Below are 22,435 nucleotides of genomic sequence, written 5' to 3'. Positions count from 1 at the left end.
ACCCCCGTTGAGAGGCGAGGCGAGGGAGTCAGGATCGGCGGATGCGGCGACGCTCGGCCGCGCGCGTGACGACCCGTCCGACCCACGTGGCCGGCACGTCGCGCCCGGTGGCGGCATGCTCGACCGCGGTCTCCTGCAGCAGCACCGGCGTCATGGCGGCGAGCGCACCGAGGCGTCCGGCGACGAGCACCTGGTCGCCGGGGCGCAGCAGCGTGTCCTCGTCGGGCATGTGCTGGGCGACGCCGTCACGCACCAGCACCAGCGGCACGATCGCCAGCATGCGGTTGCGGTCCTCGGGGTCGCGCAGCAGGTCGCGCAGCGAGAAGTCGCGCGACTGCACCCAGCGCGTGAGGGCGGGCGCGTTGCGCAGGTCGATGGTGACCAGGTCTCGCTCGGGGGCCTTGCGGCCGCACCGGTCGATGATGCGCTGGAGGGCGACGGCCGCCCACTCCTCGTCCTGCCCGAGCGCGTGCTCCACGAAGTGCCAGAAGGTGGGCGTGACGACCCGCGCCAGCACCTCCGAGGCGACCAGGTCGCTCGGGGTGTAGACGCTGTCGATGTCGAGCGCGCGCACGAGGGCCCGCCGCTCGATGGAGTGCTGCCGCACGACGACGAAGATCTCGGGGTCGACGAGGCGGGCGTGCTCGGCCATGGCGAGGTTGAGCGTGTCGCTGTCGGAGCCCGCGATGAAGCCCGTCGCCCCCGCCAGGTCGGGGTAGCCCTCGCGCGGGTCGACCCACTCGACCTCCTGGCCGGCACGGGACAGGTCGTGGCAGATCTCCTCGCGGAAGTGTCCCTCCGCCGAGACGATCCACCGGCCGTCGTGCTTGTCCTCGCGGCGCGCCTGCAGCGGCGTCCCGGTGGAGCTCATCAGCCATGAGACGAGGTGAAAGGTCGTGGGGCGCTGCATCGCCAGCAGCAGGTAACCCCCGAAGCGGTCGCTGGGGTTGATCACCGCCGCCGCGCTGAAGTCGTGCATCCGCTCCTCGGTGACCCGGCTGTGGCAGCGCGCGAGGACGGGCAGCTCGGGGCGCAGCAGGTCCACGCACATGACGACGGCAAGGTTGACCACGTCGTCGTCGGTGAGCGCGATGACGCCCTCGCAGTTGGGCAGGCCCAGCCCCGCGAGCCCGAGGACGCCGGGCAGGGAGGCGTCGGCGTCGATGCCGGGCACGTCGGCGTTGAGCTGGTCCGAGGACAGCTTGTCGACCCGGTCCTTGTCGCTGTCGATGACGACCATGCGGCGTCCGGCCTCGTCGAGCTCGGCGCACACCGCCCGTCCCGACTGGCCGTACCCCGCGACGATGAAGAAGGGCTCCCTGATGCGCAGCACCCGCCGCCGGAAGGTCTGGGTGGCGACGGCCTCGCGGAAGGCGGCGTCCTGCAGCAGCGACAGCAGGGTGCCGATGGCATAGGCCCAGCCGACGACGGTGCCGTAGATCGACAGGGTCACCCACAGGCGTTGCGGCGCGGTGAACGGCACGATCTCCCCGAAGCCGATCGTCGTCGCCGTGTAGCTGATGAAGTAGAAGGCGTCGAACGGCGACACGTGCGTGCCGTCCTGGCCGGGGATCAGCGCCAGCCCGAACACCGAGATCGAGAAGATCGCGACGAGGACGACCAGCGGGGTGCGCATGCGCCGCAGCACGAGAAAGATCGCGTCGGTCGAGGGCACCTCGGTCGGGACCCGGACCCGCTCGCGCGGGCGGCGGACGCCGTGCTGGCGGGTCGAGGGGCGGGCGAAGAAGAGCAGGAGCGGGTTGGTCATGCCCGCACCTCCTCGTGCGACGCGCCCTGGTCAGCCATGGTCGGGACCGTATGACGGAACCGGGGTCATCGGCGGCGGAAGGACACCGTCTCGGCGACGAGCAGCACGAGCGAGACGAAGTTGGCGAGGGCAGCGCCGCAGGCCAGCGAGACGACGCTGGAGATCTCGGGTCCGGTGATGGGCTCGGCGTGCGAGGACGTGAAGTAGATGTAGAGCGAGGCGGCGGCGAGCAGCTGCAGCACCGCGACCAGGCTGGTGGCGAGGTGGGTCGCGCCGATCTGCGTGCGGTCGCCGAACTTCAGCACGAGCGCGACGACGTTGACCACGATCGCGGCATACAGCTCCCAGATGTTGTGCAGGTCCGGGTTGTCGAGGTCGCCCACGACGAAGCCGAAGTTCACCGTGGCCGCCAGCAGCACGAAGAACCCGAAGATGACCTTCTCGAGATTCACGCTGTCGAGGCTACCCGCGCGGGCGCGGCCGACGGGGGCTGCCGGCGCCCAGCGGCGCGTAACGATCTGTGAGCGCCGACCCTCCCCGCTGCCCGGTCAGGCCTGGCTGCCGCTGATGTTGCACATCCAGGCGACCCCGAACTTGTCGGTGACCATGCCGAACTCGTCGCCCCGCATCTGCCTATCTAGCGGCAGGGTCACCTGGCCGCCCTCGACGACGACTTCGAGCACGCGTTCACGCGGCGGGTGACCGAGTGGTTCGGGGCGGGCGCGGCGACGGACGAGCCAATCGTGCAGCACCGCCACCTGGCCTGAGCGCGCACCGCCATCCGGCCCGGTGCCCCTCGGCCGTATGACGGCGCCCCCCGCCATGGCGGCTACCGTCGGTGGCGGTGGGGTACGACATACCGACGGCCCTCCCCCGGCGCCGGGGAACCCCGAGGGCCGGCCGGGCGTTGTCCCACCGCCCCGCACCCTCCCCTCAGCCCCCGGAAAGGCCCATGCACCCTCGCCAGCCTGACGAGCCCTGCAGTCCTGACACCGCCTCGCGCGGACCTGAGCACGACGGAGCGGTGCGATGAGCCCGGTGCTGTCCCTCGTCGTCGGCCTGGTGGTCGTGCTGCTGATCACGGCGGCCACGGGGTATTTCGTGGCGCAGGAGTTCGCGTTCATGGCGGTGGACCGGTCCCGGCTCGGGGCGCGGCACCGCAACGGTGACGAGCTCGCCGGCAAGACCCTCGAGATCACCCGCCGCACCTCGTTCATGCTGTCCGGTGCCCAGCTGGGCATCACCATCACCGGGCTGCTCGTCGGCTACGTGGCCGAGCCGCTGATCGGCCAGGCCATCGGCGTCATGCTCGGCGACACTGGTGTCCCGGTGGCTCTGTCGATCACCGTTGGGGCGATCGTCGCGCTCGTCTTCTCGACCGTGGTGCAGATGCTCTTCGGAGAGCTGTTCCCCAAGAACTACGCGATCGCCCGCCCCGACCAGGTGTCCGGGTGGCTGACGCGGTCCACCTCGATCTACCTCACCGTCCTCGGACCGGTCATCTGGGTCTTTGACAAGTCGGCCGAGCTGCTGCTGCGCCTGCTGCGCATCGAGCCGGTCCACGACGTGCAGCACGCCGCCACGGCGCGGGACCTGCAGCACGTCGTCGAGCTGTCTCGCGAGAGCGGCGACCTGCCGGACGAGCTGTCGATCATGGTGGACCGCATCCTGGACTTCCCCGGCGAGGACGTGGCCCACGCGATGATCCCGCGTGCGCAGGTCGACTCCCTGCGCACGGAGACCACGGTCGCGGAGGTTCGCGAGCAGATGCGCACGGGGCACACGCGCTACCCGGTCATCGGGGACGAGGACGACGTCGTCGGGGTCGTGCACCTCGTCGACGTGCTCGCGCACCGAGGAGCTGACGACGCCCCCTGCTCGGACATCATGCGCGAGCCCCTCGTCGTGCCCGAGCTGATGAGCCTGCCCGACGCGCTGCGCGAGCTCGACGAGCACCGCGAGCAGCTCGCCTGCGTCGTCGACGAGTACGGCGGCTTCACCGGGATCCTCACGATGGAGGACCTGGCCGAGGAGATCGTCGGGGAGATCACCGACGAGCACGACCCGGAGGAGCCGGCCTACACGCCCGTCCCCGAGGACGGGATCTGGGTCATGGAGGGCGACGTCCACATCGACGAGGTGGAGCGGTCGCTCGGCGTCGACCTGCCGGAGGGTGACTTCGAGACCATCGGTGGCCTGGTCATCGACCACGTCGGTGGCCTGCCCGAGGACGGCACCCTCATCGAGGTGCCCCTGCGTCAGGACTTCGTGCACCTCGCCGACGGCCGCCGCAAGGTCCTCACTGTCGAGGTGTTGGCGGTGGAGCGCTACGTCCCCTCGCGGGTGCGGCTCACGCTCACCGAGACCGAGCTCGCGGACGACGACCTGGGTGAGAGCTCGGGCGACGACCTGGGTGAGAGCTCGGGCGACGACCCGGCATCCGGCCACGAGCCGCCACCGCACGACCGCCTCGGCCGGCCTGATGCCCGCGGCGGCGCCACCAACGTGACCGAGGAGGGGTCCCGATGAGCTGGATCGTCACCACCCTGGTCACCATCGCGATCATCGCGCTGAGCGCCTTCTTCGTCGCCGTGGAGTTCTCGCTCATCAACGCCAAGCGACACCGGCTCGAGGACGCCGCTGCCACCTCCGCCTCGGCGCGGGCCGCCCTGCGCAGCTCCTCGGAGCTGACGCTGCTGCTCGCCGGGTCGCAGCTGGGCATCACGGTGTGCACGCTGGCGCTCGGCGCCATCACCAAGCCCGCCGTCCACCACGCCCTGATGGGGCCCCTGGAGGCTCTCGGCCTGCCCACCGGCGCGGCCGACGTCGTGGCCTTCGTGGTCGCCCTGATCATCGTGACCTTCATCCACCTGGTCGTGGGTGAGATGGCCCCCAAGTCGTGGGCCATCGCCCATCCCGAGCGGTCCGCGATCATGCTCGCCGTGCCCATGCGGGGCTTCCTGTGGCTCACCCGCCCGGCCCTCAAGGCGCTCAACCATGCCGCCAACGTGCTGGTGCGCCGGACCGGCGTGGAGCCGGTCGACGAGGTCGAGGAGGTGCAGGACCAGCACGGCCTGCGCGAGCTCGTCGAGCACTCCGCGGACGCGGGCACCCTCGAGGCGTCCTACAGCGCCTCCATCACCAACGCTCTCGACATGGGCGAGATCACCATGGACGAGCTCATCCAGCACCGTCGGCGGCCCACCGCCGTCGAGATCGACGCCACCGTGGCGGACGTCCAGGCGGCGACCGTCGAGCACGGTCACATGCGGGTGCTGCTCCTCGACGGGGGTCGGGTCGCCGGCACCGTGCACGTACGCGACACGTTCGGGGAGCCGGCGGACCGGCCCGCGCGCGAGCTGGCCCGCGACACCCTGGCCGTCGCGGCCGACACCCCGCTGCACGAGGCGTTCACGATCATGCGTGAGACCCAGACCCAGCTGGCCGTGGTGCACCGCGGCGGTGACTTCGCCGGCGTCGTGACCATGAGCGACATCCTGCCGAGGTTCTTCCCCCGCGAGACCAGCGCGCACGCCTGACCGTGGCCTGGTCGGCAAGCATGGCTCGGCCCCCGTCTCTCACCTGAGACGGGGGCCGAGTCGGTCGCGTCACCGGGGGGTGGGCCCCTCGATCCTGCCGGGGGACAAGGCCCGATCGATGTCCCTACCCCCGGCGGGATCATCAGCCTGGGGGACGAAGGCCGGTCGATGCCCCTACCCCCGGCGGGATCATCAGCCTGGCGAACGAAGCCCGGTCGATGCCCCTACCCCCGGCGGGATCATCAGCCTGGGAAACGAAGCCCGGTCGATGCCCCTACCCCCGGTAGGTCGCGTCAGCGGCGGGCGCGGTCCGTGACGTCGAGGAAGGGGTGCGGCCGCGCCACCACACCCTGGCCCATCGCGGTCGCACCTGCACCGGCGGTCGCACCTGCACCGGCGGTCGCACCTGCGGCCTCCGCCGCCGTGCCCTCCGTCGCCACCCCGCGCGCCCGCATCACCTGGGAGAGCCGCGCGCTCACCTCGTCGTAGGCCGCAGCCCGCTCGGCCGGCGTCGTGCTGTTGGCGCGCATGAACTCCAGCGTCGTGGTGACCTCCTCGAGGGTGCGGCGCTCGTCCTCGGTGAAGGTGCTGGCCACGAGCCGCTCGGCGTTGGCCTCGGCGGCCTCGAGCGCCACCTGGAAGTCCGCGACCGCCCTCGCGTAGTCCGTGTCGCGCACGTCGCGCGTGCCAGCCGGCGGGGTCGCCGCGCGCAGCTCGCGGCAGCGCAGCATGGCGTCGATCGCGCCGCGGGTCAGCGGGTCGGTGTGGTCGGTCATCACCGGGAAGTTGACGGCTGCCTCCAGGTCCCGCTCGTAGCGCAGCAGCCGGTGCGTGAGCTCGGTGTCCAGGGCGATCAGGCTTGCCCACTCGCGCGGGAAGTCCGCCGGGGTCCCGCGCCGCACGGCGCGCCGTCGAGCGACCAGGGGTATGCCGTCCGCCACCGCGTCGACGCCCGCCCGCACCCGGCGGGTCACCGTCCTGCTCGACAGCCACATGCCGGCGGCCACGGTGCCGAGGCCACCCATGGCGAGGACGTTGTAGACGCCGAGCGCCAGGGCGGCGGCGGGGTCGGCCACGTGCAGCTGGTCGGTGAGCACGAGCACGTCGGGCGACAGGACCAGTCCTCCGCCGGCGGCGGTGAGGGCGACGCCGGGCGCGAGCCAGCGACCCGTGACGGCGTCCTTGCGGTGCCGCCACCGGTCTGCGGCATACCGACCGATGCCGACGGTGACGGCCACGAGGCCCGTGCTCACGAGAAGTCCGGTGAGGACCACCCTCATCACTCCCAACCCGTTGCGTGCGTGTCTGGATGACAACGCTGCCGGTGGGACGGACGTTCCGCCAGGGGGGATCCCCCTGACCCGCCCCTGCCTCACGCGCGCGGCCACAAAGTGCACCGAGGGGGCGACGATCTGGTCGTCCATCGCGGTGCGCGTGAGCGCGACGTGCTGGGAGCGCAGCACCCCGCCGGGCCTGAGGTGTCGCCGGTGACCTGGACGGCCTGGGCGCCGTTCATGGCGGTGCTCGTGGCGGAACCGGCCCTGCCCCCGAGCAGCCAGGCTCCCCCGGCGACGAGGAGGGCGGTCACGAGCAGGACGAGGAGCTGCTTGCCCTTGCTGGCTCGTATGCCGCTACGCCAGTCTCCCTGGGGCTCGGGCTGGAGGGGTGACGGCGCCGGCCTAGGCGTCGCCCTCGGGCGGCTGGGCCTCGGGGTGTTCGCGCTCGTCCCGCGCCGCCCACGCCAGCAGCGGCGCGATGTCGTGGGCGGCGTCGTCGATGCGGGCATGCAGGTCGCCGAGCCGGGCGAACCGCTCGGGCACGGTGGCGATGGTGAGCGCCGCCGGCTCGACGTCCGCGACCTCCTCCCAGGTGATCGGGCACGAGACGGTGGCCGTGGGGGTGCCACGCACCGAGTAGGCCGCCGCGATCGTGTGGTCGCGGGCGTTCTGGTTGTAGTCGACGAACACGGCCGAGGGGTCACGGTCCTTGCGCCACCAGGCGGTCGTCACCAGACCAGGCGCACGCCGCTCGACCTCCCGGGCGAAGGCCAGGGCGGCTCGTCGTACGTCGCCGTGGTCGTGCTCGGGCACGATCCGCACGTAGACGTGCAGCCCGTCGCCGCCGGAGGTCTTGGGGTAGCCGACGATGCCGAGCTCGTCGAGCAGCTCGTGCACGACCGCGGCGACCTGCCGCACCCGGTCGAACCCGGTCTCGGGCATGGGGTCGAGGTCGATGCGCCACTCGTCGGGTCGCTCGACGTCGGCGCGGCGGCTGTTCCACGGGTGGAGCTCGACGGCGCTCATCTGCACCGCCCAGACGACGTGGGCGAGGTCGGTGACGCACAGCTCGCGCACCGTCCGCTTGAACCGCGGGAAGTAGACCGGCACCGTCTCCACCCAGTCGGGTGCCCCCTTGGGGAGCTGCTTCTGGTGGACCTTGTCGCCCGCCAGGCCGTCGGGGTAGCGGTGCATCATGCAGGGGCGGTCGCGCAGGGCCCGCACGATCCCCTCGCCCACCGAGAGGTAGTAGTCGACGAGATCCCGTTTGGTCGCGCCGATCTCGGGGAAGTAGACGCGGTCGGGGTTGCTGACGCGCACGATGTGGCCGGCGACCTCGACCTCCTCGGCCGGACCCCGCGAGGGCGTCACGGTCGGTCCTCGCGCGGGGCGTCGCCGACGTGTCGCGAGCCTCGCCGGTCCCGGCGCTCGGGCAGTCCCGCGGCCCACAGCGCGGCGGCGACCAGGGCCGGCTGCCCGAACAAACGGGCCAGGCGCTTGCCGTCGGTGTCGAGGCCGAACGCGTCGACGCCCTCGACATACTGGCCGATGTTGCCGGGGAACACGGCGACGTAGAAGGCCGCCAGGGCGATGCCCGTGAGCCGGCGCTGCCGCGGGAGGGCGAGCAGGGCTGCCCCGAGCCCGATCTCGACGACCCCCGACGCCAGGACGACCAGGTCCTCGTCCAGCGGGAACCACCCCGGGACCTGGGCCTGGAAGTCCTGCCGCGCGAAGGTGAGGTGGGAGACGCCGGCGAACGCCATGAAGGCGCCCAGCGTCAGCCGGGTCACCTCCTGCGAGCGGGTGGGCGGGGTGCTGGTACGAAGGACGGACATGGGTGGCTCCTCGCGGTGGGGGGCACGGGCAGGTCGCGCGGTGCGTCGTGCGTCGTGCGTCGTGCGTCGTGCGTCGTGCGTCGTGACTCATGCTGGCACGCCGGACCCCGTCTCCCAGAGGTTGAGGGGGTTCGGGGTGAGGGGCACCCTCAGGTGACGGGTCCCGATTCGGCGGGCCGCTCCTGGCCTGGGCGCTGCTGGTGGGCCTGCACCTGGCCTCTGGCGGTCGTCATACCGGCACGATCCTGCCGGTATGACGACAAGGCCACCCCCGCTCGCCCTCACCCCCACGTGACCGGCACGATCGTGCCGACGAGCCCCCGACGGAGCACCTGCCGCGACAACCTGGACCCGCACCGGCGCTGGCCGGTCGATGGCCCCTACCGGGGGCCGGATCATCGACCTGGCGAACGAAAGCCGGTCGATGCCCCTACCGGGGGCGGGATCATCGACCTGGCGAACGAAAGCCGGTCGATGCCCCTACCGGGGGCGGGATCATCAGCCTGGCGAACGAAGGCCGGTCGATGCCCCTACCGGGGGTAGGTCGTAGTCGACGACCACCGGGGCGTGGTCGCTGAGGCGCTCGGCCGCCGAGGCTTCGCGGTCCGTCCCGCCCGCGATCGCGGCCTTGGCGAGGCGCGGGGAGGCGAGGTGGTAGTCGATGCGCCAGCCCGTGTCCCGGTCGAAGGCCCCGCCCATCCAGCTCCACCACGAGTAGGGGCCGTCCACGTCCGGGTGCAGGCGGCGCACCACGTCGACCAGCGAGCGCGGCGACAGGATCGACCCGAACCACTCGCGCTCCTCCGGCAGGAATCCCTCGGACCGCTGGCTGGTGCGCCAGTTCTTGACGTCCAGCCGGGTGTGGGCGACGTTGAAGTCCCCCATCACGAGGAACTCCCGGCCCTGCGCCGCGGCTGCCCGGCGGGTGGCCGTCAGGTGTCGGGCGAAGCCCCGCAGGAAGCGCATCTTGCGCTCGTACCTCGCTCCGCCGTCGGGCTTCTCCCGCATCCGGCCGGGGACCTGCAGGTGCGCGGGCAGCCCGCCCTTGGGCAGGTAGAGCGAGGCGACGGTCAACGGATGGTCCGCGAGATCGACCTCCACGTAACGCCCCTCGGCAGCGAAGGCCTTGAGCTCGCGCGCCAGCGAACCGGTCTCGGCGTGCTCGCGCAGCTCGACGTGGCTGTCGCCCGGCGCCCGCACGAGCACGCCCGCACCCCAGCTCCGCACGGCGACCGGCGCCTCGCGCGTCAGCACGGCCACGCCGTTGCGCCCGGCCGTCTGGCCGGCGTCATACGTCAGGTGGTAGTCCCGGAAGACGCCGTCCGGCAGCAGCGGGACCGGGCACCGGACCTCCTGCAGCGCCACGACGTCGCACCCGCGCGAGGCCAGCCAGTCGTCGAATCCGCGACGCTGCGTGGCACGGATCCCGTTGACGTTGAAGGTCGCGATGCGCAGCACCCGGCGATCCTAGGCCGTATGCCGGGACGGCCGCGCCCGCCGCGCACCGCGGGACGTCACCGCGCGACCAGCCGCCGTCGATGAGTCACCGTCGACGAGCCGCCGTGGATCAGCCGGCGACGATCAGCCACCCGCGGTGGGGCCGCCGATCGACGGGACGGGCAGCGGACGCTTCGGGTCGATCGTGGCCCTGACGTCGAAGAACTGCCGCACCGCGGACGTCTTGCCGTCGAGGGCGCGCTGCATCGACAGGCCGTCGACGTTGATGCGCGCCTGTCGCAGCGTGGAGCGGCCGAGCTGGACCCAGTGCGGCGACGTGGCGTCGACGCCGAAGAAGTAGTCGAACTTCTGCGTGCCATGCAGGAACGCGACCTTGGGGTTGGCGTCGGTGTAGGGCTTGACGTCGGACACGTCCGCGCCGAAGGGGAAGACGAGCTCGTCCGTGTCGCCGACGATGGGGCGCACCTCGCGGTCCCAGCGACCCGCGTCGGCCTTGATCAGGCCCACGCCGCTGCGGGTCATGTTGATGTGGCCCCACGAGTGCGAGGCGAAGTTCCAGCCGTTCGCCTTGAGGGCGTCGGCCACGACCTTGGCCTTGGCCTGGGCGTCCCTGGTGGCGGGCGTGGCGCCGTACTTGCGCTCCGAGGTGCGGTAGCCCAGGACGCCGTTGTAGCCGGTCAGCGCGATGGAGCCCTTGTCGCCGTGGTAGGCGAAGTCGGGGTGCTGGCGGACGAACTCGTCCAGGATCGGCGGGGAGTCGAAGCTGCCCTCCACGGTCTTGCCCGAGGCGTCGGTGTAGGTGTTGACGACCCTGCCGTCGTCCTTCTTGACCAGGGCGGTCGCGAAGCCCTTGCCGGTCATGTACTCGTAGTAGCTGACGTCGTCGAGGGACAGGACGACGGGCTTCTTGCCGGGCGGCAGCAGGATCGGCTGGTAGCGCATGACCCCGTCGGGGCCCTTCTTGGCGATGCGCTGGGGGTGGACGAGGACGAAGCCGCGCCGGTGCATCTCGGCGATCTGCGCCGTGAACTCGTCGACCGTCGCCATGTACTGGCTGAAGCCCACGCCCTCGGATCCCTTGGTGAAGGCCTTGGCCGGGTCGACGGCGAGCGTGTGGTAGAAGAGGTGCGGGATGGTCGCATTGTCAGCCCACTTCACGGCCTTGGCCTTGGCGGCCTGCACCTCGGCGAGCTGCCCCTTGGCGGCGTCGCCACCGTCCTTGGTCAGGGTCGCGATCGCGCCGTCGTAGTCGTACTGGGCCGCCTGGACCTTGGCCTTGGCGAGGGCGTCCTGCGTCGGTGTCGGGCTGGGCGCGGACCCACCGGGCGTCGCGGAGGCGCCGCCTGGGGCACCCTGCGTGGCACCTCCGGAGCGCGCCGCCTGGCCACCCCCGTCGCCGCTGCCCGTGCAGGCCGCGAGCACCACGGCGCTCGTGCCCAGCACGACGACCCCTCGCATCGAGCCCACCTCGCGGCGACGTCGTGGCGTCGTCGATCGGCTGCGGTCCCCCCGAGACATGCACTTCTCCCCCCTGCGAATCACGTGCACCTGCACCTTCGCGACGGTACCCCCTCGTTGGGTCACCGTCACTCACCCCCCATGACGCGCCGGAGGCGGCAAAGGTGGGTCCTCGGGTGACGATGGGTGATCCTGGGACCCGTCAGACCGCGTCGGGAACACTGGCGCCGACGAACTCGTTGACTCTTCAACCAGCATGGGCCGTCCGTGCTGCTCCACCCGCACCGACCAACCAGGAGACCTCGCATGAGCCTCGCCGCAGCCCCCGCCCGAATCGCCACCGGCCTCTTCCTCATCAACTCCGGCCTCGGCAAGCGCAACCTGCCCGAGGAGGCCGCCCAGGGCCTGCGTGACATGGGCGCCGTGGGCGTCCCGCAGCTCAAGGAGGTCCCGGCCACGCAGTTCGGTCAGGCGCTGGCCTACGGCGAGATCGCGCTCGGCGCGGCCCTCCTGCTCCCCGTGGTCCCGGGCTGGCTCGCCGGCGCGGGCCTCGGTGCGTTCAGCGCCGGCCTGCTCAACATGTACCGCCAGACCCCCGGCATGACGATCGACGGCATCCGCCCCACCCAGGAGGGCACCGGCATCGCCAAGGACGTCTTCATGCTCGGCATCGCCGGCTCCCTGATCGTGGACTCGATCGCCAACTGAGCCGGTCGCCCACGACGCGTGGGCGCGACGCTGACGGCCCCCTCCACCGTGTGCGGAGGGGGCCGTCGCGCGTCCCCGCGCATCGCTCCAAGGCCGTATGCCGTCGCCGCCCGCCGCCCGACGGTGGCTAGGCTGACGCGCGAGGAGGGTCCATGACCGCTGCGAGCTCGCCCACCCCGTCACCGACCTCGGCGACCCCGTCGACGTCGAGCCCGTCGAGGACGCTGCCGGTGCCGCCGCTGCGCCAGACGCTGGACCGCTATCTCGAGACCGTGGGCGTGCTCCTGTCGCCCGCGGAGCTCGAGGTCACGCGTGGTGCGGTCGAGGCGTTCGCCGCCGGGGACGGCCCGGCCTGCCAGGCCGCGCTCGAGGCCTTGGCCGTCGAGGAGGACGCCCTCGGTCGCAGCTGGCTGTGGGACGCCTGGCTCGAGGCCTACCTCGTGACGCGGGTGGCGCTGCCGCTGTCCAGCAACGTGGGGTTCGAGCTGGCGATGCCGACGGCCGGCAGCGGGCTGGACCGGGCGGCGGAATTGGTCCACCGCCTCGCCAGCGCCTACCTCGCGCACCTGCGCGGCGACGCCGGCGCCGACCTCGGCCCTCGCGGCGAGCCCCTGTGCCAGCGGCAGTGGGACCACCTCGCGGGGGGCATCCGCCACCCGCGGCAGGGCCTCGACGTCTACCTCCCCGGCCGCGAGGACGCGGCCGATCGCGAGACGGTGGTGCTGTGGCGCGGCCGCGCCGTCGCCGTGCGCGTGAGCGATGGCGCGGGAGAGCCCTCGTCGGTCGAAGCGATCCGATCGGCGTTGGCCGAGGTCGTCACCCTCCCGCCCGCGCCCGGTCCGGGGTTCACCGCTGCGGGCTATCTCGCCGGTGACGACGCAGCCGAGATGCTGGCGGAGCTCCAGCAGGACGACGGCAACGCCCGCACCTACGCCCGGCTGCGCGAGGCGCTCTTTCTCCTCGCCCTCACCGACTCCCCCTCTGGCGGCGCGGACGCCGCGAAGCACCTGCGGCGCGTGGCGTTCGAGCCCCAGCAGGCCTGGCCGTTCAAGCCCGTCACGCTGCAGGTCGACCTCGCCGACGACTTCACGGGTCTGCACCTGGAGCACAGCACCCTCGACGGGTCCACGCTCGTGGCGGTGCTCGGCCGCGCGCAGGACGTGAGCCCCGACCACGGGGACCCCGACGACGAGCCCGCTGCCACGGAGGAGCTCGCGTGGGCGCTCTCGGCCGAGCAGCGGGACGCACTGGAGGAGGGCCTGCGCGACTACGCCCGGGTGGCCGAGCGGCACCGCGTCCGGATCGTGCCCGTGCCCGCGGCGCCCCTGCCCACGCTGCCGGTGAAGGTCTCGATGGACGCCTGCCTGCAGGCCGTCATGCTCTACGCCCAGCTGCGGACCTATGGCCGGGTCCGCTCGACCTACGAGTCGGTCGACATGCGGGAGTACCAAGGCGGCCGCACGGAGTGCCTGCGCCCCAACACCGCCGCGGCCGTGGCCCTCGCGAGCGCCCTCGTCGACGGCACCGCGACGCCGGACCTGCTCCTGGCCCACCTGGACGCGCACCGCACCCAGGTCAAGCGCTGCAAGAGCGGCCAGGGCATCGATCGGCACCTGTTCGGGCTGCGCCTGATGGCAGCTCGCCACGGGTATGCCGCACCCCTGCACGACGACGCGGCATACGCCCGGCTCACCACCGACTTCCTGTCGACCACCTCGCTCGGCGACCCCTCGCGCATCGCGCGGGCCGCCTTCGCGCCGACGAGCGAGGGCGGCATCGGCATCTACTACGTCCCGCTGCCGCAGCAGGGCGTCGTGGAGTTCACGCTGAGCTGGACGGACGGCGCCGCCGAGCGGGTGGACGAGTTCGAGCAGGCCCTGGGCGAGGGCGTCGACGCCCTGTGGCGGCTGCTGGACGAGGCCGCCGCGCAACCGGGCTGAGCGCTCAGCCGAACGCCTTGGCCAGCTGCGGGGTGTGGGCCAGCAGCTCGCGCGTGTAGGCCTCCTGCGGATGGTCCAGCACCTGCGCGGTGAGCCCCTGCTCGACGACGCGGCCATCGCTCAGCACGACGATCCGGTCGGCGATGGACCGCACGAGCGCCAGGTCGTGCGTGACGAAGAGCATCGAGATGCCGCGCTCTGCCTTGATCCGGTCGAGCAGGGCGGTGATCGACCCCTGGATGGACACGTCGAGCGCCGAGGTGATCTCGTCGCACACCAGGACGTCCGGCTCGGCGGCGAGCGCCCGCGCGATGGCCACGCGCTGCCGCTCGCCGCCGGACAGCCGGCCGACGCGAAGCCGCAGCAGCGAGGGGTCGAGCTGCACCTGGTCGAGCAGCTCGGCGGCCCGCTCGCGGGCCGCCCGGCCACGCGCGATCCCGAAGAGCGCGAGCGGTCGGGTGAGGATCTGCTCGACCGTGCGGCGGGGGTTCAGCGACTGGTAGGGGTTCTGGAAGATGTACTGCACCCGCTTGCGCTGATCCGGGGAGCGCCGCCGCGCGGACGCCACCAGCTGCTCGCCCTCGAGCTCGATCCGGCCGGCCCAGTCCTGGTGCAGGCCGGCGACGCAGCGCGAGGTGGTGGTCTTGCCGGAGCCGGACTCCCCGACCAGCGCGACGATCTCGCGCCGGGCCAGGTCGAAGCTGACGTCGTGGACGACCTGGGTGCGGCCATAGCTCACGTCCAGCCCCTCGACGGTCAGCACGATCTCGCGCTCCCGGTCGGGGACGGTGTCGCTGACCGCGCGGTCCTCGGGGTCCCACGGTGGCAGCTCGTCCACGCGCAGGCACCGGGCGACGTGGCTCTCGCCGCCCGTCCGCGAGACCTCGACGAGGGCTGGCTGGGTGGCCCGGCAGGCCTCGACCGCGTGCTCGCACCGGTCGTTGAAGCGGCACCCGTCCGGCCGGCGCCCGGGAGCGGGGGCGAGGCCGGGGATGCCGCTGAGGGCATAGGGCTTGTGCAGGTGCGGTATGGCGCGCAGCAACGCCCGCGTGTAGGGGTGGGAGGGCTCGGCGAACACCGCACGCGTGGCACCGACCTCGACGACCTGTCCGGCATACATCACCGCGACGCGGTCGGCGATGGTGGCGACGACGGACAGGTCGTGGGTGACGTAGAGCGCGGCCACGTCGAAGCGGCGGCACAGCTCGGCGAGCGTGTCGAGGACCTTGCCCTGGGTCGTGACGTCGAGACCGGTGGTGGGCTCGTCGAGCACGAGCACCGCGGGGCGCGGGAGAAAGACCATGGCGAGCGCGACGCGCTGCACCTGCCCGCCGGACAGCTGGTGGGGGTAGCGCCGCAGGAAGGCCTCGTCGGCGGGGAGCCCGACCTCGGGCAGGATCTCGCGGACCCGCTCGTGGCGCTCCTGCGGGGACCCGATGGCGTGCAGGTCGAGCAGCTCGCGCAGCTGATCCCCGATCCGGATGGCGGGGTTGAGGGCCGAGCTGGGGTCCTGCGGCACGTAGCCCACGTCGAGCCCCCGCACGGCGCGGACCTGCTGCCAGCTCATCGAGCGCAGGTCGTGCCCGGCGACGTGGAGGCGTCCGCCGGTGATCTCCGCGCCGCTGCGCGCGTAGCCCAGCAGCGCCGTGCCGGTCGTGGTCTTGCCGGAGCCGGACTCGCCGACCAGGCCGAGCACCTCGCCGGCGGCCACGACCAGGTCGACGTCCTCCACCACGTCGAGCCCGCGGCCCGTGAGCCCCACGCGCAGGCCTTCGACGACACAGACCGGAGCCGTGGTGCCCATCACTCCCCCTTGGCCGCCCGGGCGCCGAGGGCGTCCGCGATGAGGTTGGTGCCGATGGTGAAGACCGCGATGACCAGCACCGGGGCGAGCACGCCCCACGGCTGCACGAGCAGGCCGAGGCGGTTCTCGTTGGTCATCTGCCCCCAGTCCGCCGCACCCGGGTCGGAGGCGAAGCCGAGGAAACCGATGCCGGCGATGAGGCCGATGGAGTAGGTCAGGCGCAGCCCCGCCTCGGCGAGCAGCGGCACCGTGAGGTTGGGGCCGAGCTCGGTCGCCACGATGCGCCAGCGCCGCTCGCCGATGGCCTCGGCGGCGCTCACGAAGTCCTGGTGGACGTAGGTCAGGGCGACGCCACGAGCGACGCGGGCGACCCGCGGGGCGTGCGCGAGGCCGACGAACAGCACGACCACCCACCACGCCGGTTGCTTGACGGCGGACAGCACGAGCAGCGCCACGAGGATCTGCGGGAACGCGAGGAGGACGTCGTTGGTCCGCATCAGCAGCTCGTCGACCCAGCCACCCGCGTAGGCGGCGAGGACGCCGTACGAGATCCCCACCAGCACGCCCAGCACGGTGGCGAGGAGCGAGGTGACCAGGATGGCGCGCCCGCCGTGGAGCACCCGGGACAGCACGTCCTGCCCGAGGTAGTCGGTGCCGAGGAAGGAGCCTTGGCGGGTGAACGGCCGCCCCACGATGTCGAACTCGCCGTGCGGGGCGATCCAGGGACCGCACACGCCGAGCAGGACCACGGCCAGGGTCAGGAGGGTCCCGATGACGACGCGGGGGTCGCGCGCCAGCCCGGCGAGCAGCGATCGGGTGCGGGTGGGGGTGGGGGTGCCGGTGGGCGTGCCGGCGGGAGTGGCGGCGGCGCTCATGCGACCATCCCCGTCCGGGCGCGCGGCGTCAGCAGGATCGACAGGGCGTCGGCCAGGAGGTTGAGCAGGATGTAGGCGGCGGCGATGAGCATCGCGAGTGCCTGCACCATCGGGTAGTCCGAGTTGCGGACGGAGTCGACCAGGGTCGCCCCGATGCCGGGGAAGTTGTAGAGGTACTCCACCAGGACGACGCCCCCGACCAGCCAGGCCAGCTGCAGGGCCGTGACCTGGACGGTGGGGACGAGGGTGTTGGGCAGGGCGTGGCGCCGTAGCACCCGGTCCTCGGGGATGCCCTTGAGCCGGGCGAGCTCGACGTAGTCGGAGTCGAGGGTTTCCACGAGCGTGGAGCGCAGGATGCGGAAGAGGTAGGGGACGACGGCGACGACGAGGGTGGCCACGGGCAGCACCAGCGACGCGGGACGCTCCCACACCATCGCGCCGGCGGGCAGCACGGTGACGGCGGGCAGGACGTGCAGGACGCTGGTGGACAGCAGCGCGACGAGCAGGATGCCGGTCACGAACTCCGGCACGCCCGCGAGGGCGAGGGTCATGACCTGCAGGACGTCGTCGACGGCGCGACCGCGGTGCCGAGCGGCGAGGATCGCGAGGCCGAGCGACAACGGCACCATCACGAGGGCGACCACGAGGACGAGGAAGGCGCTGTTGGCCACCTTGTCGCCGAGGAGCTCGCCGACCGGCTGCTGGCTGGCGATGCTGGTGCCGAGGTCGCCACGCAGCAGGCCACCGAGCCAGGTGAGGTAGCGCTCGGGCAGCGACTGGTCCAGGTGCAGCGCCTCCCGGATCTGGGCGACGCGCTCGGGGCTGACGGCGTAGTCCTTGCCGAGGATCGCGCGGACCGGGTCGCCGAGGGCGGTGGTGGCGAGAAAGACGATGACCGAGACGACCCAGAGGCTGGCGAGGGCGAGCAGGAGCCGGCGGACGAGCCAGCGGGTCCAGGCCCGGGCCGGCGTGCGGCGGCTCGAGACCGCGACGCTCGCGGGAGGAGGGGTGTGCAGGGTGGCGCCCATCAGCTCCCCTTCAGCGTGATCGTGTTGAACCGGTAGGCCGAGACGGGTTGCTCGCGCGCCGGCTGCAGGCCGCTGACCTGGTGGCTGTAGCCGTCGACCTGGTTGGCGAACGCCCAGATGATCAGGCCGCCCTCCTCGTGCTCGATCCGCTGCGCGTCCTGCACGAGCGTGCGCCGCCGCCCGGGATCGGTGGTGCGGCGGGCCGCGGTGATCAGCTCGGTGAACCGCGGGTGGTCGAAGTGGGTCTCGTTGTAGGCCGAGGTCTTGAGCGCGCACGCGATCGCCTGCGGGAGGTAGAGCCGGGTGGACCAGAAGTCCTGGGCGAACACCCAGGACAGGTAGCGCTCGCCGTAGAACGTGCTGGCGTCCGCCTTGGTGACGCGCACCTGCACGCCCGCCTTGGCGGCCTGCTGGACGAGCAGGTTGGCGGACTCGACGCCTCCGGTGCCGACCGCGGTGGAGGTGACCAGCTCGACCTGGAGGCCCTCGTGCCCGGCGGCTTTGAGCAGGTGCCTGGCCTGGGCGATGTCCTGCTGGCGCTGCGGCAGGGCGCTGCCGAGGTAGTCCGGGTCGAAGGGGCCGTAGAGGTCGTTGCCGAGCCGCCCGAAGCCGCTGAGCGCCTGGTCGATCAGCTGCTGACGGTCCACGATGAGGCGCATGGCCTGACGGACCCGGTTGTCGGAGAACGGCTTGGCGTCCACGCGCATGGTGAAGGGCACCCACCCGCCCGTCTCGGAGACGAGGGTGTGCGCGCCCTGCCGCTCGATCGCCCCCGCGAGGTAGGCGGGGAGGTTGTCGATGGTGTGGACCTGGCCGGCGAGCAGCGCCGAGACCTTGGCGGCGTCGTCGGTGAAGTCGATGACCACGAGCGAGTCGACGCCGGCCTTGCGGTCCCAGTAGCCGTCGTGGCGGAGGAATCTCGAGCGCTGCCCCGGCACGAGGGACTCGTAGCGGAAGGGGCCCGTGCCGATCGGGTGGGCCAGGTCGAAGTCCTGGGGGACGATGCCCATGGTGTAGGCCGCGAGCAGCTGGTCCATGATCCCGTAGGGCTGCTTGAGCACGAGCTGGTAGGTGTGCGGGTCGACGGCTCGGCTCGCCGGGAAGTCGATGAGCGGGGCGACGTCGCTGAGCAGGGCGGTGGGGTTCTTGGGGTCGCCCATCCGCTCGAGCGAGGCCTTGACGTCCGTGGCGGTGAGGGGTCGCCCGTCGTGGAAGGTCACGCCCTCGCGCAGGTGGAAGGTCCAGCGGGTGGCGTCGGCGTTGTGCTCGACGCTCTCGGCCAGGCACGGCTCGATGCGGTAGTCCGGCGTGAACCGCAGCAGCGGCTCGAACAGGCTGCGCACCCGCGCGATGTCCGGCATCGTCACCGGGAAGTGCGGGTCGACGGTGTCCTTGAGCCCACCGCCGGTGGCGCCGTGGATCAGCTCGGAGGTGACCGAGTCGGGGGCGGGCGAGCACGCGGCGAGGGCGGCTCCCGCGCTCAGCCCCGCGCCGAGCCGAAGCACCTCCCTGCGGCTGATCGCCTTGCCTGCCATGGCCGTTCCCTCTCCCCTGAGGTCCTGCCACAGTACCGAGGGGGACGCGCGGGCGTTCGGCGGGCGCAACGCTTGGCGGATCGGGCGCGGGGCCGCGGGAGGTGCCCGACGTGCTCTCCCTCAGCGGGTGGCTCCGACCCCGGTGCGCTTCGCGCGCTCGATGACCGTGGTGAGCGCCGGGGCACCGTCCTCTGGCGTGCCCTCGGTGCCGGGGTCGATCCCGCCGGCGGCGATCTGGTCGAGGACCTGCATGCCCTCCTCGGTCACCTGGCCGAAGACGGTGTAGTCCGGTCGCAGCCGCGAGCCCTCGTAGACGAGGAAGAACTGGCTGCCGTTGGTGTCCGGGCCGCCGTTGGCCATGGCGAGCGTGCCGTCGTAGAGCTTTTGCCGGATGAGGAACAGGAAGCTCTGCACCGTGCAGGGCGCCCCGGCCTTGTCGAGGACCAGGGGTATGTCGCCCCGGTTGGTCTGCAGGACGACCGCGGCCTTGCCGTGGGTCTGTGCCTTCTTGGGGTCGGGCGGCAGCCCCACCCACGTGGAGTAGGTGCGGTCCTCGAGCGGGGTGAATCCGCACGCGCCGGTCGTGGGGCCGGAGGGCGGAGCGGGCTTCGACGCCGGCTGGGACGCAGGTGCGGGAGCGGCCGTCGCGCTCGGCGCCGCGGCGAGGGCGGTGGAGGTGCAGGAGTCAGGGCTGGGTGAGCCGTGGCTCGCCAATCTAGGCGCCCGACCCCGGCTCGGCAGATCGGTGCGGGTCCGGTGTCAGGACTGACCGGCACCCTGCACCGATCTCACCACGTCGCCAGGGGCCGGGTCGCCAGGGGCCGGGTGGGCAGGGGCGATGGTGCGGCTGAGGATCCAGGCGTGCTTGCCGACCTGGCGCACGCGCTGGAAGTCGTGGTCCTCGTAGAGCTCGGCGGTGGTGCTGAACAGGAACCGCCCCTGGGCCTGACGCCCCACGGTCGTCTCGCTGATGGCCTCCACGAGGCCACCTCCTGCCGCGGCGATGAGCTCGAGCGCGCCACCGAGGGCGAGCCGGGCGATCCCCTGCCCGCGGTGGCGGCGGTCGACGTAGATGCAGGTGATCCGCCAGTCGGGCTCGGGCGGCGGGTCCTGGTCGTAGGACCGCTTGTGCTTGATGCCGGCGAGCTCCTCGGGGTCGCCGTACTGCGCCCAGCCCTGCGCGAGACCGTCCTGGTCGATCACGAGCGCAGCGTGCGCGCCGTCCGTCATGACGCGCTCGCGCTTGGCGGCGCGGTGGTCGATGCGCTGCCCGCACTCGGGGTGGAAGCCGATGCACCAGCAGCCGCCGTACACCCCGTTGTTGCGCTCGACCAGCTCGGCGAAGGGCTCCCAGGTGTCCGGTCCGAGAGGAACCACGCGATAGCTCATGCCGAGACGCTAGAGCCGGTTGCGGACGGTGCGCGTCCTGACCCCGCAAGGCGCGCCAGGGACGAGGCGCGGGCTAGGCTCGACGCACGTTATGGCAGACGGGCAGCCGGCTCGTCGCCCAGGCTCCCGGGAGGCCCCGATGTCCGACAGCTTTCAGCCAGGCCACGAGCACGCCGAGAGCCGCGACGCGATCGTCACCCTCAGCACCCCGATGCTCGAGCAGCTCGACGAGCGCCAGCGCCGCATCCTGGTCAACGACCTGGTGGAGCTCTCCCAGTCCGGTCGGGACCCCCACGCGGTGTCCGAGATCCTGGGCGAGCGGCTGAGCAAGCTCGGGATCGAGCAGCCCCAGCACGTGGTCGACCGCCTGTCGGAGAACATCGCCCAGGCCACCAACCTCACCATCTCGCTCGACGACGGCACGGTGCTCCACGGCGACCCGAGCTGGTCGCCCGCGACCCACGACACCGACGTCAAGGGCACCGAGGACCCCGAAAACGGCGAGCGCCCGACCTACAGCTGACGGACGGCTCGGACCAGGCCCCACGACACCGCCGACCTGGCCGCGCGACGACGTCGACCCCTGGACCTGGCGGCCGCCCACGGGATGATCCTTCGGGGGACAGGGAGGGTCTGGTCCACCATCCTTGGTCCGAACCCTCACGATCTCGCTGTGGGTGCAGGGATCAGGGGGTCGGCATACCGCCGTTGACGTTGAGCGTCTCCCCGATCACGTAGCTCGACTCCGGGGAGGCGAGGAAGACGTACGCCGGGGCGAGCTCGGTCGGCTGACCCGCGCGCCCGAGAGCCGTCGACTTGCCGAACTCCGGCAGGTCGTCGGGCAGCTGCCCGCCGGACGGCTGCAGCGGGGTCCAGATCGGGCCGGGGGCCACCGCGTTGACGCGGATCCCCTTGGGCGCCAGCTGCTCGGCCAGCCCCTTGGTGAAGTTGTTGATCGCGGCCTTGGTCGAGGCGTAGTCGACCAGCGTCGCGGACGGCGAGTAGGCCTGGATGGACGTGGTGTTGATGATCGTGGCGCCCGGCTGGAGGTGCGGCAGGGAGGCCCGCACGAGGCGGAACATCGCGAGGATGTTGATGTCATAGGTCGCCTCGAGCTGCTCGTCGTCGATGTCGTCGAAGGACTCCGTGGCGATCTGCTTGCCGCCGTTGTTGACCAGGATGTCCAGGCCGCCGAGGGTCTGCACGGCCTCCTCCACGAGCGTCTTGGCAAAGGCCTTGTCCCGCAGGTCGCCCGGCACGGTGGCCACGGTGCGACCCTCGGCCTTGATGATCTCGGCGACCTTCGAGGCGTCCTGCTCCTCCTCCGGCAGGTAGGTGATGACGACGTCGGCGCCCTCGCGGGCGAAGGCGATCGCGGTCGCCGCGCCGATGCCGGAGTCGCCACCGGTGATGAGCGCCTTGCGGCCCTCGAGGCGTCCGGTGCCGCGGTAGGACTTCTCGCCCAGGTCGGCCTTGGGCGTCATCTCGGCGTCCAGCCCGGTGCCGGGCAGCGCCTTGGCGGGCGGCCAGATCGACGGGTAGCGCTTCACGGGGTCCTGCAGCGTGAGCTGGTCCACGGTGGTGGTGTGGGCGTCCTCGGACATGTGTCTCTCCTTCGACACTCGGCAGGAAGGTCACTCGGTACACGACGCCGCACCGGTGCCAACGCGACAGAACCGCGCTCGGTCGCCCACGAGCAATGATCAGAACCTGTGGATGGCTCTCGGCGAGGTGACGTAGAGGAGACGTACCTCCCGAGCAAGATCGAAGCCCATGCTCAAGTTCGGATCGTGGTCGGCGTTGACGCGCCGGCTCGGGAAG

20 protein-coding genes are annotated in these 22,435 nt (G+C 72.2%); 5 read left to right on the top strand and 15 right to left on the bottom strand.

The window, feature by feature from the left end; all coding sequences use genetic code 11:
* Positions 1–28: 28 nt before the first annotated feature.
* The 3 genes from GGG17_RS01130 to GGG17_RS16760 all read right to left on the bottom strand — a co-directional run bounded on the left by GGG17_RS01130 (position 29) and on the right by GGG17_RS16760 (position 2,451).
* Positions 29–1,768 (bottom strand): NAD-binding protein, encoded by a 1,740-nt coding sequence (locus GGG17_RS01130; RefSeq protein WP_154591972.1) that lies wholly within the window; start codon positions 1,766–1,768, stop codon positions 29–31.
* 65 nt (positions 1,769–1,833) lie between these two features.
* Positions 1,834–2,220, bottom strand: a complete 387-nt coding sequence (locus GGG17_RS01125; RefSeq protein WP_311966335.1) for a DUF6394 family protein — start codon at positions 2,218–2,220, stop codon at positions 1,834–1,836.
* Positions 2,221–2,316: 96 nt separating this feature from the next.
* Positions 2,317–2,451, bottom strand: coding sequence for a VOC family protein (locus tag GGG17_RS16760; protein WP_283809722.1), 135 nt, complete (start codon positions 2,449–2,451; stop codon positions 2,317–2,319).
* Between the two features lie 346 nt (positions 2,452–2,797).
* On the opposite strand from GGG17_RS16760, the gene GGG17_RS01115 reads away from it, so the two are divergent.
* Positions 2,798–4,297, top strand: coding sequence for a hemolysin family protein (locus tag GGG17_RS01115; protein ID WP_154591971.1), 1,500 nt, complete (start codon positions 2,798–2,800; stop codon positions 4,295–4,297).
* Positions 4,294–5,307, top strand: coding sequence for a CNNM domain-containing protein (locus GGG17_RS01110; protein WP_154591970.1), 1,014 nt, complete (start codon positions 4,294–4,296; stop codon positions 5,305–5,307). Before GGG17_RS01115 ends, GGG17_RS01110 begins: the two co-directional genes overlap by 4 nt.
* A gap of 293 nt (positions 5,308–5,600) precedes the next feature.
* Here GGG17_RS01110 and GGG17_RS01105 read toward each other — a convergent pair whose 3' ends face one another.
* The 5 genes from GGG17_RS01105 to GGG17_RS01085 form a co-directional block, all read right to left on the bottom strand.
* Positions 5,601–6,560, bottom strand: coding sequence for a hypothetical protein (locus tag GGG17_RS01105; protein ID WP_154591969.1), 960 nt, complete (start codon positions 6,558–6,560; stop codon positions 5,601–5,603).
* Positions 6,561–6,986: 426 nt separating this feature from the next.
* Complete coding sequence (gene ligD / locus GGG17_RS01100) at positions 6,987–7,955, bottom strand: non-homologous end-joining DNA ligase (RefSeq protein WP_311966334.1); 969 nt, start codon at positions 7,953–7,955, stop codon at positions 6,987–6,989.
* Positions 7,952–8,419, bottom strand: a complete 468-nt coding sequence (locus GGG17_RS01095) for a DoxX family protein (RefSeq protein WP_029211116.1) — start codon at positions 8,417–8,419, stop codon at positions 7,952–7,954. The genes ligD and GGG17_RS01095 overlap by 4 nt, the downstream gene beginning before the upstream one ends.
* Positions 8,420–8,917: 498 nt before the next feature.
* Positions 8,918–9,877 carry an exodeoxyribonuclease III gene (locus tag GGG17_RS01090; protein ID WP_311966333.1) on the bottom strand — a complete coding sequence of 320 codons (960 nt, stop codon included), beginning with the start codon at positions 9,875–9,877 and terminating at the stop codon, positions 8,918–8,920.
* 123 nt (positions 9,878–10,000) lie between these two features.
* Positions 10,001–11,335 carry a polysaccharide deacetylase family protein gene (locus tag GGG17_RS01085; RefSeq protein ID WP_154591968.1) on the bottom strand — a complete coding sequence of 445 codons (1,335 nt, stop codon included), beginning with the start codon at positions 11,333–11,335 and terminating at the stop codon, positions 10,001–10,003.
* Between the two features lie 306 nt (positions 11,336–11,641).
* Here GGG17_RS01085 and GGG17_RS01080 point away from each other — a divergent pair, with 306 nt between their 5' ends.
* Positions 11,642–12,043 carry a hypothetical protein gene (locus GGG17_RS01080; RefSeq protein WP_154591967.1) on the top strand — a complete coding sequence of 134 codons (402 nt, stop codon included), beginning with the start codon at positions 11,642–11,644 and terminating at the stop codon, positions 12,041–12,043.
* Between the two features lie 152 nt (positions 12,044–12,195).
* Positions 12,196–13,983 (top strand): choline/carnitine O-acyltransferase, encoded by a 1,788-nt coding sequence (locus GGG17_RS01075; protein WP_154591966.1) that lies wholly within the window; start codon positions 12,196–12,198, stop codon positions 13,981–13,983.
* Positions 13,984–13,987: 4 nt separating this feature from the next.
* Here the strand turns inward: GGG17_RS01075 and GGG17_RS01070 are convergent, their stop codons facing one another.
* From GGG17_RS01070 to GGG17_RS01045, 6 genes are all read right to left on the bottom strand, one after another.
* The gene (locus GGG17_RS01070) at positions 13,988–15,787 is read right to left on the bottom strand and encodes an ABC transporter ATP-binding protein (protein ID WP_154591965.1); all 1,800 of its coding nucleotides are present in this window, start codon (positions 15,785–15,787) and stop codon (positions 13,988–13,990) included.
* Entirely contained in the window at positions 15,787–16,662 is an 876-nt protein-coding gene (locus tag GGG17_RS01065; RefSeq protein WP_154591964.1) for an ABC transporter permease, read from the bottom strand. Before GGG17_RS01065 ends, GGG17_RS01070 begins: the two co-directional genes overlap by 1 nt.
* Entirely contained in the window at positions 16,659–17,690 is a 1,032-nt protein-coding gene (locus tag GGG17_RS01060) for an ABC transporter permease (RefSeq protein ID WP_154591963.1), read from the bottom strand. Before GGG17_RS01060 ends, GGG17_RS01065 begins: the two co-directional genes overlap by 4 nt.
* Complete coding sequence (locus tag GGG17_RS01055; protein WP_154591962.1) at positions 17,690–19,225, bottom strand: ABC transporter substrate-binding protein; 1,536 nt, start codon at positions 19,223–19,225, stop codon at positions 17,690–17,692. The genes GGG17_RS01060 and GGG17_RS01055 overlap by 1 nt, the downstream gene beginning before the upstream one ends.
* 120 nt (positions 19,226–19,345) lie before the next feature.
* Positions 19,346–19,756, bottom strand: coding sequence for a peptidylprolyl isomerase (locus GGG17_RS01050; RefSeq protein ID WP_288799076.1), 411 nt, complete (start codon positions 19,754–19,756; stop codon positions 19,346–19,348).
* A 228-nt stretch (positions 19,757–19,984) separates the two neighbouring features.
* Positions 19,985–20,614, bottom strand: coding sequence for a GNAT family N-acetyltransferase (locus tag GGG17_RS01045; protein WP_154591960.1), 630 nt, complete (start codon positions 20,612–20,614; stop codon positions 19,985–19,987).
* A 139-nt stretch (positions 20,615–20,753) separates the two neighbouring features.
* Between GGG17_RS01045 and GGG17_RS01040 the strand changes: the two genes are divergently transcribed.
* Positions 20,754–21,137: a hypothetical protein gene (locus tag GGG17_RS01040; protein ID WP_154591959.1), complete on the top strand. Its 384-nt coding sequence runs from the start codon at positions 20,754–20,756 to the stop codon at positions 21,135–21,137.
* A gap of 163 nt (positions 21,138–21,300) precedes the next feature.
* Here the strand turns inward: GGG17_RS01040 and GGG17_RS01035 are convergent, their stop codons facing one another.
* Positions 21,301–22,218: an SDR family oxidoreductase gene (locus tag GGG17_RS01035; protein ID WP_154591958.1), complete on the bottom strand. Its 918-nt coding sequence runs from the start codon at positions 22,216–22,218 to the stop codon at positions 21,301–21,303.
* Between the last annotated feature and the right edge of the window lie 217 nt (positions 22,219–22,435).

Source organism: Arsenicicoccus cauae (assembly GCF_009707125.1).
In the GTDB taxonomy this organism is placed as follows: Bacteria; Actinomycetota; Actinomycetes; order Actinomycetales; family Dermatophilaceae; genus Arsenicicoccus; species Arsenicicoccus cauae.
This window is presented reverse-complemented; position numbering and strand designations above follow the sequence as displayed.